Raw genomic sequence first — 14104 nt, 5'->3', positions numbered from 1 at the left:
AAACAGAAACGTTATTCTATTCCGTCGAGCAGGTAGTGCTCTACCCGCTCAACGCGCCTTGGTTTTCCTTGCAGTACTAATATATCGTTAGCCAGTAATAAGGTTTGATCCGATGGAGCGTCTATTTCGCGATCTTGCCTGCGTAACGCTTTTATAAACACTCTTCGTTTTGTTAAATTAAGCTCACTAATACTTTTATTTACAGCAAACGCTTTATCGGGCAAAGCTATAACATGCAGGTATTCTAATCTATCGCTATTATTTTCATCGCTATCAATGTGCTCACCGGAAAAAAAGCTTTGCAAAAATTTATAGCGATTACGGCGCTCTTTACTTACACGCCTAACAATTCGGCTCATGGGTACACCCGACATAGATAAAACATGCGACACTAACATTAAACTTGCTTCTAAAGTTTCGGGCACAACTTCGGTTACCCCCAATTCTTTTAACTTTTCGAGCTGACTGTCATCTCGCGTGCGTATAAGTATTTTAACTTCGGGCGCTATTTGCTTTATAGCGTCTATTACTATTTGTGTTTGCTCAAATTCAGTAAAGGTAATAATGACTAAGCGTGCACGCTCTACCCCTGCACATTTTAAAATGTCTTTTTGTTTAACGTGTCCAAATATTACGGGTTCTCCAGCGGCTTTACCTTCTTGAACGAGTATTGGGTTACTCTCAATAGCGACATATTCTATTGCCTCAGGCTTTAAAAACCGCGCAATGGTTTGCCCAACTCTTGAAAAGCCACAAATAACAACATGATTACTATAAAGCGCGCTACTTTTAGGTTCATTTTCCCATCCCATACTTGCGCGTTTTAATACGCCTAAACGTTTTAAAATAAGCGGTGTTTTATCAATTAAAAATGGTGTAAAGGCCATTGAAAGTACACCCAATGCAATTAAAAATGAGGTTTGATCACTCGTTAATAATTGCTGTTGTCCACTTAAGGCAATAAGTACAAAACCAAACTCTCCCATTTGCCAAAGCATAATTGCACAAGCCAATGCATCTTGTCTTCGCTCCCCCATAAGCTGCGCGCTTATTGCAACAACGGTTATTTTTAAAATTAATAAGCCAAGTAACGCACCAATTATAAATAAGCCATTACTAAACACATATAATAAATCAAGCTGCATGCCGACAGTTACAAAAAATAGGCCCATTAAAATATCGCGAAAGGGCCTTATATCAGCCTCTAGTTGGTGTCTGTAATGACTCTCGCCCAACATCATACCGGCTAAAAAAGCGCCAAGAGCCATTGATAGACCAAACATATATGTTAGCAACGCGGCAAATAACGCAACCAGTAATGTTGTAAGCACAAATAACTCATCGGTGCGTACTAGCGCTATTTCGTTGAATACTTTAGGCAGTATCCATTTGCCTATAGCCCATAACAATAAGCAAACAAATGCGCCTTTAGTTAATGCAAAAGCAAGCGCCCAACTAATGCTTTGTGAATCGCTAGATGCTAATAAAGGAAGGATAATAAGCAAGGGAACAACCGCTATATCTTGAAATAACAATACACCAACGGCTAGTTGTCCACGACGCTGGTTTAGCTCGCCGGTTTCTTTTAATAACTTAACCACCACGGCAGTGGATGAAAGCGCCATAATGATACTAATAGCAAAACTAGTTAATAAGCTGAAATTTAAGCAATATAAAACAACAATAAGTATCAGGCTGGTCACAACTACTTGTAGTGACCCAAGGCCAAACACAATATTGCGCATTGCCATTAAACGTGAAATAGAAAACTCTAACCCTAAACTAAATAACAAAAATACAATACCAAGCTCTGCCACAAAGTCGATTTCATGCGTGTGTGCCATCCAACCAATACCATGGCTGCCAGCTAAAACCCCTGTTGCTAGATACGCCAAAATAGGCGGCAATCCAATGCGCTTAAAAAACCATACAAAAAGTACTGCAACAACTAATAAGCCAAAAAATTGAACATTAATACTCTGCAAACTGAACCTCACGCTTAAATTAAACCAAGGGACTTACATTAAATATAGCAACCATCTGTTTTTCGGCCAGTTTTAAAATATGGCATAGAAATAGCTTAGTAATTGTAAAGCAACACCCTCGGGGGAGAATTTAATGGAAAACGTCCATATTTTGACACAACGTGTATCAGGTCGCGGTGATTTTTTGCCATTCTCGGCAGAACACACACGTGTAGATGAACCAACTGAAACACACGAACTTGTTACTGAACTACAAACTAGTTTAGTTATTGAAGATGTTTTAGCTATGTATGCTAAGTTCGCAAAACAATTGCTAAACTTTTCGGGTATACAGTTTCAATCGACACTTGGCACAGCGCAAACATCAGATAGTGATACAAACAATACACCCTATATTTTTGACTTAACAATAGCAGCAGAACACTTAGGACAACTAATTTACTTTAGTAAATATCCTCTTAGTGCTGTAATTGAAAAAAAATTACGCGTTTTACATACCGCATTAATTTACCCACTTCGAAATGCGATGATGTATAGCCGAGTATTAAAACTTGCGACAAAAGATACCTTAACGGGATTAAATAACCGTAGTCAATTTAATGATATTTTGTCGCAAAAACTCGAAAATTGTCGCCGCTACCAACGTCCTTTTAGCTTAATGCTGCTCGACTTAGATAACTTTAAACAAGTTAACGATAACTTTGGTCACAAAGTGGGCGACGATACATTGAAAGAATTCGCTAAAGTTTTATGTAGCAGTATTCGTGGTACAGACTCAGTATTTAGGTTTGGCGGCGATGAGTTCTCAATTTTAATCGAAGACCCTGAGTTTACAACTAACAAAGTAGTTGCTGAACGGATCATGCGCCTTGTTAGAGAATCAAGTTTAATGTCGCAATATGGCGTAACAACCAGCATAGGTTTTACCTTAGCAAGCAGTCAAGATTGTGATAATGAGATATTTGCTCGCGCAGATAAAGGGCTGTATAAAGCAAAGGCCTCGGGCAGAAACTGTGCTAAAGCATATTAAAATTTAAAAATACATTTAAAATAAAAGAGTCTAACTTCCCCCGTTAGGCTTTTTATTTTGCTGTATTGTCCTGTTTAAAACTCAGGACAACACACTAAAAAGCATGGCTTAACGCTCTGACTTTATTGGTAAAAATTTATATATAACAAGCACTAAGCAAAAACCAAAAAAGAAACCACTCACTAAGTTAAGTAATGCAGCACTTTTTGCAATTGGCGTGAATAAAACTAAAATTAACGGCGTACTGACTCCTAAAACAAAAAACAGCCCACCTTTACCTAACCAATAAGCCAGTAATAATACACCACATAATATTCCACCAGCAATAGCGTGACCCAAAGTAATTAGGTTAAGTGAAAGCAAGGCATTAGCTAATACCGCGACGATAGCTGTAACTAACATCCCCAGTGGCGCTTTGTTTACTAGCGATAAGCCAACATGTGGTTGTTCTGTCATTATTTACACTCCCAAAAAATACCTGTTTCGTCAAGATGATTGGCACTCATAAAGTAGCCAACCACTTGAACCAATTCGTCATTATAAAAAATTAATGGCACATTAGCACGTAACCAAGGGGCTACTTTTGCATCTTTAAACCAATGTTTTAATGTATTACCACCTGGTTTTTTTTCCGGTTTGATCCGCGCATTGTTACAGTTAAAACGCACAGTAACTTGTTCATGCTTAAACGGCGGTCGAATACCCTTGCCATTTTTTTTTATTAGCAAACGGTCATCATTAAATTTAAGCTCATCACTTACAAGTATTTGATCTTGTAAGATTTGATATGGATTCACAAAATACAAATAGCCTTGATGGCGACGTACTTGCCCACCAGCCAAATCAATAAGCATTTGCGAATCGCTCTTAGCGCATATAGCTTGATTAATAATTTGCTCAAGTTGTTTTTGCGATGGCATAATTTGTGTAAATAATGCAAGCCACGCACGCACTATATTTGCAATGCGCGCAGTGCTGTATTCGCTTATTTTATTAATACACAATGCTTGATGCTGGTTAATACACTTATTTAAATCAAGCTGAGTATATTCATCTAGTAATGTTTGTTGTTGCTGCAGTAGCTCAATACTTCGCGCTGTACATTGCTCAAACCCATTAAAGCGTTCGGCTAATAATGGAATAACTTTGGAACGTAAAAAGTTTCGATCAAAGCGCTCATCTGTATTAGAGTCATCAGTAATATGCTTAATATTAAACTGCGCCGCAAAGGCTTCTATATCACTTCGCTTTGCATTCAATAACGGCCTGAAACACACACGCCCACTTTGTAGAAAACGCGCTTGGTGCATAGCGCCAAGCCCTTTTAAACCCGAACCACGCTTTAAGCGCAGTAAAAACGTTTCTACTTGGTCGTTTAAATGTTGGCCCAGTAAAATAATGCTGCCTTGTGGGCTTAGTTCATCAAGTGCTTTATAACGGGCGTCGCGCGCTTGGGCTTCAAGGCTCGTGCGCGACTGCTGCTCAATTACCACTTTCGCAGCTTCAAAAGGCACATTGAGCTCAACACATACGTTTTTGCAAAAGCGTTGCCAGTCATCAGCATACTGGCTTAAACCATGGTGAACATAAATAGCCGATACATCAATTACAGGGTTATCTTCTTTTAACGCACGCATTAAATGCAGTAACACCACAGAATCAACGCCACCAGATAACGCAACTGTAAAAACAGTCTTACCTTGCTCAATATAGCTACTTAGTGATTTTTTTAATTGTTGATAAATTACTGATGTATACATGTGTCCGCACTTTAATATAAAAACTCTGAGTATTTTAAAGTAAAAAAGCCGCATAAGCGGCTTTTTTTAACATTTAATGTGCTTAGCAATAGCCAAACGACATTAAACGCTTGTAACGCTGATCAAGCATTTCTTCAAGCGTAAGAGCTTGTAGGTCAGCTAAATCTCGTTTTAGGCGCACTTTTAAGTTACGTGCCATAGCATCGTAATTACGGTGCGCACCACCTAGTGGCTCATCAACTAAGTTGCTGATTAAATCTAGTTCTTTAACGCGCTCTGCGGTTACACCCATTGCTTCTGCTGCAAGGGGTGCTTTGTCGGCGCTTTTCCAAAGAATAGACGCACAACCTTCAGGCGAAATTACAGAATAAGTACTGTACTGCAACATATTAACTCTGTCGCCAACACCAATCGCTAATGCACCGCCTGAACCACCTTCACCAATAACTGTACATATTGTCGGCACTTTAAGTGTCGCCATTACTTTTAAGTTACGTGCGATTGCTTCAGATTGGCCACGCTCTTCAGCGCCTACACCTGGGTATGCACCCGGCGTGTCGATAAAGGTCATGATTGGCATTTTAAAACGCTCAGCCATTTCCATTAAGCGTAATGCTTTACGGTAACCTTCTGGCTTTGGCATACCAAAGTTGCGTTTAATTTTTTCAGCAGTGTCGCGGCCTTTTTGTTGGCCAATAACCATTACTGGTTCGCCATCTAAACGCGCTATACCACCTAAAATAGCCGGATCGTTAGCAAAAGTTCGATCACCAGCAAACTCGTCAAATTCCGTGAAAATACGCTCGATATAATCTCGAGTATAAGGACGCAACGGGTGACGTGCCAACTGTGATACTTGCCAAGCGCCAAGTTCAGAGAATATCTTCCCTTTTAACTGGTCGCTTTTCTCTTTTAATTTGCTGACTTCCTCTTCTAATCCAAGGTCTAATTCGCCAGCGCGGCTTACATTTTGTAATTCTTCAATTTTCGCTTCTAATTCTGCAATCGGAAGCTCAAAATCAAGATAATTGAGGCTCATGCTCTAAACTACCTAATTAGTTAAATTCCAGTTCTACATCTTGCGCCGCCATTAGCGATAACTTATGAATTAAGTCATCACTTGGCGTAACACACCATTCGATCCCAAGAGTTAATTGTACCAACGCATCTGGACGTTGGTAATAAACCTTGATCGGACACGTTCCCATTTTGTAGGGTTCGAGTACTTTTTGTAATTTATCGAAGAAACCAGCCTCGATTTGCACCATGTTCAGCGTCATTTTAATCGCTTTAATACGCTTTTCACGCGCCTGAGCAATGGTGTTTATTTCTCTGGCGGTCATTGTAATACCACCAGAGAAGTTATCAAAGCTGACCTGTCCAGATATTACCAAGATATTATTAACTTGGAGCATATCTTGGTACTTTTCAAACTCGTCTGAATACAAGCGTACATCAATGCGTGCACTCTTGTCATCTAAAGTTACTAAGGCCCAACGATTTCCTTTTTTATTAATTAACACCCTAGAAGCAATCACTAAACCAGCAGCTGTGGCAAACACATCGCGATTAGTAGGCTGTAAATCAACTATTTTCCCACTGGTGTAATGCTTAAGTTCACGGCGGTATTGATTTATCGGATGCCCTGTTAAATAAAGGCCTAGGGTCTCTTTTTCGCCCTCTAACCATTCGTTATCAGTGAGGCCTATGGCTTTAATAAAAGCTTGTTCAACTTCATCAGGCTCAGTGGCTAATAAACCAAACAAGTCACTTTGCCCTAATAGCTCAGCTTTGTTGTGTTGGTCGGCCGCACGCATTGCACTTTTTAAACTAGCCAATAACGTAGCACGTCCAGATTGCGTTTTTTCAGGCCCAAGCTTATCAAGTGCGCCTGAGTAAATTAATTTTTCGGTCACACGCTTATTTAAGCGTTTTAAGTCAACGCGGGCACAAAAATCAAATAAATCTTTAAATGGGCCGCCTTTTGCACGCGCTTCTAGGATTGCATCAACCGGTGCTTCACCCACGCCTTTTATCGCGCCAATGCCGTAAACAATTTCACCTTCAAGGTTTACTGTAAACTTAAACTCACCTGCATTTACGTCTGGCGGTAATAAGGTGAGTTTCATGTTTTCACATTCATCCACCAAAATAACTATTTTGTCGGTGTTATCCATATCGGCCGACATTACAGCAGCCATAAACTCTGCCGGATGATGGGTTTTCATCCACAATGTTTGATACGAAACCAGTGCGTAAGCTGCCGAGTGAGATTTATTAAATCCGTAACCTGCGAACTTTTCTACCAAGTCGAAGATTTTTATCGCGAGCTCGCCGTCGATACCGTTATTTCTTGCGCCATCTTCAAATGTTGAACGCTGCTTTGCCATTTCTTCGGGTTTTTTCTTACCCATTGCACGGCGAAGCATATCGGCGCCGCCTAGCGTGTAACCTGCTAGTACTTGCGCAATTTGCATTACTTGTTCTTGATACAAAATAATGCCGTACGTTGGATCAAGTATTGGTTTTAAGCTTTCGTGCTGATATTGCGCATCAGGGTATGAGATTTCTTCTCGGCCCAGCTTTCGGTCGATAAAGTTATCTACCATGCCTGATTGCAGCGGACCTGGGCGGAACAAGGCCACAAGTGCAATCATATCTTCAAAGCAATCGGGCTTAAGTCGGCGTACTAAGTCTTTCATACCGCGCGATTCTAGCTGGAATACAGCAGTCGTTTCGGCGCGAAGTAGTAGCTCAATACTTTTTTTATCATCCAGTGGAATAGTGTTTATATCGACAGGGTCTTTACCTTGGCGCTCCATGCGCACGTTGGTCATATCGACCGCCCACTGCAAAATAGTCAGTGTACGTAAACCCAAGAAATCGAACTTAACTAAGCCTGCAGTTTCTACATCATTTTTATCAAACTGTGTGACCGGAAACTTACCTTCGTCATCGCAATAAAGCGCGGCGAAATCGGTAATCGTGGTTGGCGATATTACTACGCCACCAGCGTGCTTACCGGCGTTACGCGTACACCCTTCTAGGATGCGACACATGTCGATTAAATCTTTTACTTCGTTATCGCCATCGTAGGCTTCTTGCAAGCGCGGCTCTATATCAAACGCTTTAGCAAGTGTCATCCCAGGATCGCCTGGAATCATTTTTGAGATACGATCAACGAATCCATAAGGATGCCCAAGCACTCGCCCAACATCGCGTATTACCGCCTTTGCAGCCATAGTACCAAAGGTAATAATTTGCGAAACCGCATCTCGACCATACAAAGCCGACACGTGATCAATTACTTCGTCTCGTCTATCCATACAAAAATCGACGTCGAAATCGGGCATTGATACACGTTCAGGATTCAAAAATCGCTCAAAAAGCAAGTCGAATTCAAGTGGATCCAAATCGGTAATTTTAAGCGCGTACGCAACTAATGAACCCGCACCTGAACCACGACCAGGTCCAACCGGAATATTGTTATCTTTACTCCACTGGATAAACTCCATTACGATTAAGAAGTAACCTGGGAATCCCATTTGGTTAATTACGCCAAGCTCTATATCAAGTCGCTCATCGTATTCAACGCGTTTTACTTTTCGCTCTTCTTCATCGGGGAATAAAAACTGTAGACGTTCTTCAAGGCCGTCTTCTGACACTTTAACTAAAAACTCATCAATCTTAAGTGAGCCAGTTGGGTAATCAGGTAAAAAGTAAGTCCCTAACTGAACCGTTACATTACAACGTTTAGCGATTTCTACGGTGTTTTGTAGCGCTTCAGGAATGTCGCTAAACAGCTCAGCCATTTGCTCTGGTGTTTTTAGGTATTGTTCTTCAGAGAATCGTTTAGGCCTGCGTTTATCATCAAGTGTGTAACCGTCAAAAATAGCAACACGAATTTCGTGCGCTTCAAAGTTTTCAGGTTTTAAAAATACCACTTCGTTGGTGGCTACAACAGGTAACTGCTCTTTAGCTGCAAGCTCTACCGCCATGTGTAAGTAATCTTCTTCAAGCGGGCGATTGGTGCGAACAAGCTCTAGGTAGTAGTTATCGCTAAAATGCTGCTTATAAAAACTAACAACCGATTCAATTACACTCGGATTATTTTTTAATAACGCCTTACCTAAATCACCGTCTTTAGCACCCGAGAGAATAATTAAGCCTGCTTTTAGCTCAACTAACCACTCACGATCAATCACAGGGCGATGAAATACATGCCCACGTTGATACGCTTTAGATATTAATAAGGTAATATTTTTATAGCCGTCGTTGTCTTTGGCTAATATGGTTAAGCGGCTTGGCTCGTCAGGAAATTCTGGGCTACGAACCCAAAAATCAGCACCCACTATAGGTTTAATACCTGCATTATGTGTTGCGCCATAAAAGCGCACTAAACCACAAAAGTTCATTTGGTCGGTAATCGCAATCGCGGGCATTTGCAGCTCTTGCGCTTTAGCGACTATTGGCTTTGTTTTAGCAAGGCCGTCAACCATCGAAAAATCTGAATGAACTCTTAAATGAACAAAATCAGGAGCAGCCATGCTTAGCCCTCACCATTGGCTTGCGCCAATACACGCTGCACAGGTTTAAAGCTTTTACGATGCTCGTCAATCGCGCCGTACTGCTCAAGCGCTGCAAAATGCGCTTTAGTTGGATACCCCTTATGCCCTGCAAAACCATATTCAGGGTGGCGTTTATCAAGCTCAATCATTTCGTCATCGCGCGCTACTTTAGCTAAAATAGACGCTGCTGAAATTTCTGCCACTAGGCTATCGCCTTTAACAACAGCTTGCGCTGGCATAGTGAGTTTTGGCAAACGATTACCATCTATAAATACAAATTCAGGTTGCGTACTTAATGCCTCCACTGCGCGAGTCATGGCAAGCATAGTCGCGTGTAAAATATTTAATTCATCAATTTCTGTTGGACTGCAGCGACCATATGCGTAACACAATGCTTTTTCTTTAATTTCAATTGCCAGTGCTTGGCGTTTTTTATCCGTTAATTTTTTAGAATCCGCTAAGCCAGCAATTGGTTTAGTGGGATCTAAAATAACGGCGGCAGTAACTACATCACCAACAAGCGGGCCGCGCCCAACTTCATCTACACCGGCAATTAGGGTTACATTTGGTCTATCAATTTGCATTTATTAACTCCGCCACAGCGTTGGCTGCTTGTTCACTGGCATTTAATCTAATTTTTTCGTGAATAGCTAAAAAGCGTGCTTTTAGCGCTTTGTTATCTGTGTTGAGCATAGGGGTAAGTGCGTTTGTTAAGTTAGTCACATTACACTCACTTTGTAAAAACTCAGGCACTAGCTCTTCGTCGGCTAATAAATTAGGCAGCGAAAAGTACTTAATATTAAACGTAAATAGAGTTTTAAAAATCCAATAGCTCAAAGGCTTTATTTTATAACCCACTACCATTGGCTTTTTATAAAGCATGCCTTCAAGTGTTGCAGTGCCCGACGCTAATAAAATAGCATCGGCAGCTTGCATCGCTAATTTTGATTGCCCATCAAGCAGATTAACATTAAGGTCAGGCGCGGTGGCGTTTAATATTTCAGTAAACTGCGCTTTGCGCTTTTCGTTTACCAGTGGCACCACAATTTTAAGATTTGGGTTTTGCGCTTGCAGCTTTTCAGCTGTTTTAATGTAAGTTTCACTTAGTAAACCAACCTCAGAGCCTCGACTACCAGGTAGCAATGCCAGTACTTTGTCATCAAGGCTTAAGCCGAGTTCTTCACGCGCTTTGCTGTCGTCGTGTTCAAGTGCTATATCGTCTGCCAAGGTATGACCCACAAACGTACACGGTACTTGATGCTTATCATAAAATTCTTTCTCAAAAGGCAACAATGCAAGGACTAAGTTAGTCGCTGCACTTATTGTATGAATGCGCTTTTCGCGCCATGCCCAAACAGATGGACTTACGTATTGCACCGTTTTAATACCCGCATCTTTGAGCGGCTTTTCTACTCGTAAGTTAAAATCCGGTGCATCTATACCTATAAATACATCAGGTGGGTTATCTACAAAATGCTGCACGAGTTGTTTACGTATTTTGAGCAAACGCGGTAAACGCCCTAACACTTCAACAAGCCCCATTACCGAAAGCTCATCCATGTCGTAAAGTGTTTTACAACCCTGCGCTTGCATTTTAGGCCCCGCTATCCCTTCAAAAATAGCATCCGGGAAGTGCTTTTGAAGGGCTTTAATTAAGCCTTCACCTAAAATATCGCCCGACAGTTCACCTGCCACAATACCAATTCGTAGTTGTTTTTTATCTTTATTCATTTGATTTTATTTCACAAGTAAACCAGGCCTTCATGCTTATTAGTTTACCGTGTTTTACTGTTTGATTAAACGCTTTAAATAACTGGTTTTTTATCACCTAAGTTAAGCCTTTATGTTGTTTGTTTTTAATACTGATGTAGCATAGGAAATATATTAAGTTTTACTAATATACATATTGACAAAAATTGCACAAACGTAAATAATATTACAAACTTTCAGTAATTACTGAAAGTTCATTAAATATTAACTTTGCCAATTAAGCATTGCCCTGTTAATCCGTCACTCTCAAGGAGCCAATAATGATAGATGAAACCTTTGTGGATCTATCGCGATTACAGTTTGCTGTTACCGCTCTCTTTCATTTCTTATTCGTACCGTTAACTATAGGTATGACCTGGATTTTAGTTATTATGGAATCGGTTTATGTAATGACCGGTCGCGAAATTTATCGTGATATGACTAAGTTTTGGGGAAAATTGTTTGGTATTAACTTTGCGATTGGTGTGGCCACAGGCCTTACCATGGAGTTTGAGTTTGGTACTAACTGGTCTTATTACTCGCATTACGTAGGTGATGTTTTTGGAGCTCCCCTTGCTATTGAAGGTTTAATGGCATTCTTTTTAGAATCGACCTTTGTAGGTATGTTCTTTTTAGGCTGGGATAGACTCTCTAAACGCCAACATTTAGGTGCAACCTTTTTAATGGCCATTGGTACCAACATGTCGGCGCTGTGGATTTTAATTGCCAACGGTTGGATGCAAAACCCAGTAGGCGCTGAATTTAACTATCAAACCATGCGCATGGAAATGACCAGTTTTGCAGAGCTTGTGTTTAACCCTGTAGCCCAAGTTAAGTTTATTCATACTGTATCGGCAGGTTATGTAGCAGCGTCTATGTTTGTGCTAGGTATAAGCAGTTGGTATATATTAAAAGGCCGTGATTTAGCATTCGCTAAACGTTCTTTTTCAGTCGCATCAGGCTTTGGTTTAGCGTCAATTTTATGTGTAATTTTACTCGGTGACGAATCAGGCTACGAAGTAGGCGAAGTCCAAAAAGTGAAACTTGCCACAATTGAAGCCGAATGGCACACAGAAGAAGCTCCAGCTGCGTTTACCGCATTTGGTTTTCCTGATTCAGAAGAGCAAGTAACACATGCGGCGGTTAAAATACCTTACGCACTTGGGTTAATTGCTACGCGCTCACTAGATGAGCAAGTAACGGGTATTAACGACCTAGAAAAACAACATGAAGTACGTATTCGCAACGGTATGGTTGCTTATGAATACCTTACAAAACTCAGAAACGGTGAAGATACGCCAGATAATATTGCCAAATTTAATACTCTAAAAGATGATTTAGGTTATGGCTTGCTACTTAAGCGCTACACACCTGATGTTGTAGATGCTACTGAAGAGCAAATTCAAAAAGCAGTTAAAGACTCTTTTCCTAAAGTAGGGCCTATGTTTTGGTCATTTAGGATTATGGTTGCCTGTGGTGTAGCCATGCTTGGTGTATTTATATTGGCTTTTTACTACAATGCACATCGCGTTATTGAGCAAAAACGCTGGTTGTTATGGGCTGCCGTATTGAGCATTCCACTACCTTGGATAGCGATTGAATTTGGCTGGATTGTTGCCGAGTATGGCCGTCAACCTTGGGCTATATCTGAAATACTACCGACCTTTTTAGCAACGTCGTCACTAACAGTAAACGATATTTTAATTAGCTTAACTGGGTTTGTTATTTTCTATACTGGTTTAGCCATTATTGAAGGCTGGCTGATGATCCGTTTTGTTAAGCAAGGACCAAGCTCGCTACATACTGGTAAATACCATTTTGAGTTACCAAACAAAGCTGAGCAAACTAAAGGAGAGCAATCATGATTTTTGATTATGAAACATTAAAAATGCTTTGGTGGTTGATCATTGGTGTGCTGCTTATAGGCTTTGCTATTACCGATGGTATGGATATGGGCGTGGCTATGTTACTTCGCCTTGTAGGTAAAACAGATTCAGAGCGCCGTACAGTAATTAATACTATTGGTCCGCATTGGGATGGTAACCAAGTATGGTTTATAACCGCAGGCGGTGCGTTGTTTGCAGCGTGGCCTATGGTTTATGCCGCTGCATTTTCGGGTTTTTACTTTGCCATGATGCTAGTACTATTCGCTTTGTTTTTTAGACCACTTGGGTTTGATTACCGCAGTAAAGTAGATTCAAAACGCTGGCGCAATAATTGGGATTGGGGCTTGCTTGCAGGCAGCGCAATTCCAGCATTAGTTTTTGGTGTTGCATTTGGTAACTTATTTTTAGGCGTACCGTTTAATATTGATAACCTAATGCGTGTTAGCTACCAAGGCTCATTTTTTGGCTTGCTTAACCCATTTGGATTACTTGCTGGTTTAGTCAGTATTACCATGTTAGTTGCTCATGCTGGTATGTGGTTACAACTTCGTACAGCAAGTGCAGTAGCAGAGCGTTCGGGTCAATATGGTCGCTACTCTCTAATCGCATTTATTGTATTATTTGCAGCTGCTGGTTTTTGGGTGGCTAACTTAACGGGTTACCAAGTTGTATCTATGGCTGATACACAAAGTCATGCAGATCCTCTAGCTAAAGTAGTCACTACAGCGCAAGGTGCTTGGTTAAGTAATTACAGCACCCGTCCGTGGACAATGACCTTCCCTATTTTAGCCTTTGCAATGGCATTAAGTGCACTTGTGTTTTCAAAATTAAATAAACCTGCACTTGGACTTATTTCAACAAGCTTAATGTTAATTGGCGTAATTATGACGGCAGGTGTTTCACTGTTCCCATTTATTATGCCATCAAGCAATAATCCTAATATTAGCTTAACAATTTGGGATGCGGTATCGAGCCATAAAACGCTCAATATAATGTTTATTGCAGTGTGTATTTTTGTACCACTAATTTTGTCCTACACCACTTGGTGTTACGTAAAAATGTGGCGCAGAGTAACGGTAGAAGAAATTGAAAATAACACTCACGGTAGCTATTAAGGAGACTAAAC

At 40.6% G+C, this 14104-nt stretch carries 10 protein-coding genes; 3 read left to right on the top strand and 7 right to left on the bottom strand.

Going from position 1 to position 14104, the window contains the following annotated elements:
* Positions 1 to 11: 11 nt before the first annotated feature.
* A complete protein-coding gene (locus tag AOR04_RS05360; RefSeq protein ID WP_008133904.1) occupies positions 12 to 1985 on the bottom strand; it encodes a monovalent cation:proton antiporter-2 (CPA2) family protein in 1974 nt (657 codons plus the stop codon).
* Positions 1986 to 2118: 133 nt separating this feature from the next.
* On the opposite strand from AOR04_RS05360, the gene AOR04_RS05355 reads away from it, so the two are divergent.
* Positions 2119 to 3015, top strand: a complete 897-nt coding sequence (locus AOR04_RS05355; RefSeq protein WP_008133903.1) for a GGDEF domain-containing protein — start codon at positions 2119 to 2121, stop codon at positions 3013 to 3015.
* Positions 3016 to 3123: 108 nt separating this feature from the next.
* Here AOR04_RS05355 and AOR04_RS05350 read toward each other — a convergent pair whose 3' ends face one another.
* The 6 genes from AOR04_RS05350 to lpxB all read right to left on the bottom strand — a co-directional run bounded on the left by AOR04_RS05350 (position 3124) and on the right by lpxB (position 11074).
* Entirely contained in the window at positions 3124 to 3471 is a 348-nt protein-coding gene (locus AOR04_RS05350) for a hypothetical protein (protein WP_096792715.1), read from the bottom strand.
* A complete protein-coding gene (gene tilS / locus AOR04_RS05345; RefSeq protein ID WP_096792714.1) occupies positions 3471 to 4775 on the bottom strand; it encodes a tRNA lysidine(34) synthetase TilS in 1305 nt (434 codons plus the stop codon). Before tilS ends, AOR04_RS05350 begins: the two co-directional genes overlap by 1 nt.
* An 82-nt stretch (positions 4776 to 4857) precedes the next feature.
* Entirely contained in the window at positions 4858 to 5814 is a 957-nt protein-coding gene (accA, locus tag AOR04_RS05340) for an acetyl-CoA carboxylase carboxyl transferase subunit alpha (RefSeq protein ID WP_008133897.1), read from the bottom strand.
* A gap of 16 nt (positions 5815 to 5830) precedes the next feature.
* Positions 5831 to 9322, bottom strand: a complete 3492-nt coding sequence (gene dnaE / locus AOR04_RS05335; RefSeq protein WP_096792713.1) for a DNA polymerase III subunit alpha — start codon at positions 9320 to 9322, stop codon at positions 5831 to 5833.
* 2 nt (positions 9323 to 9324) lie between these two features.
* On the bottom strand, positions 9325 to 9927 hold the full coding sequence (rnhB, locus tag AOR04_RS05330; RefSeq protein ID WP_096792712.1) for a ribonuclease HII: 603 nt from the start codon (positions 9925 to 9927) through the stop codon (positions 9325 to 9327).
* Positions 9917 to 11074 carry a lipid-A-disaccharide synthase gene (gene lpxB, locus AOR04_RS05325; RefSeq protein ID WP_007376798.1) on the bottom strand — a complete coding sequence of 386 codons (1158 nt, stop codon included), beginning with the start codon at positions 11072 to 11074 and terminating at the stop codon, positions 9917 to 9919. Before lpxB ends, rnhB begins: the two co-directional genes overlap by 11 nt.
* Positions 11075 to 11373: 299 nt before the next feature.
* On the opposite strand from lpxB, the gene AOR04_RS05320 reads away from it, so the two are divergent.
* Positions 11374 to 12957, top strand: coding sequence for a cytochrome ubiquinol oxidase subunit I (locus AOR04_RS05320; RefSeq protein WP_096792711.1), 1584 nt, complete (start codon positions 11374 to 11376; stop codon positions 12955 to 12957).
* Positions 12954 to 14093: a cytochrome d ubiquinol oxidase subunit II gene (gene cydB / locus AOR04_RS05315; RefSeq protein ID WP_096792710.1), complete on the top strand. Its 1140-nt coding sequence runs from the start codon at positions 12954 to 12956 to the stop codon at positions 14091 to 14093. Before AOR04_RS05320 ends, cydB begins: the two co-directional genes overlap by 4 nt.
* The last annotated feature ends 11 nt before the right edge of the window (positions 14094 to 14104 follow it).

This window comes from Pseudoalteromonas sp. 1_2015MBL_MicDiv (assembly GCF_002407505.1).
GTDB classification, from domain to species: Bacteria; Pseudomonadota; Gammaproteobacteria; order Enterobacterales; family Alteromonadaceae; genus Pseudoalteromonas; species Pseudoalteromonas fuliginea.
Note: the sequence above shows the minus strand (reverse complement) of the source record. Positions and strands in the feature narration are given on the sequence as shown.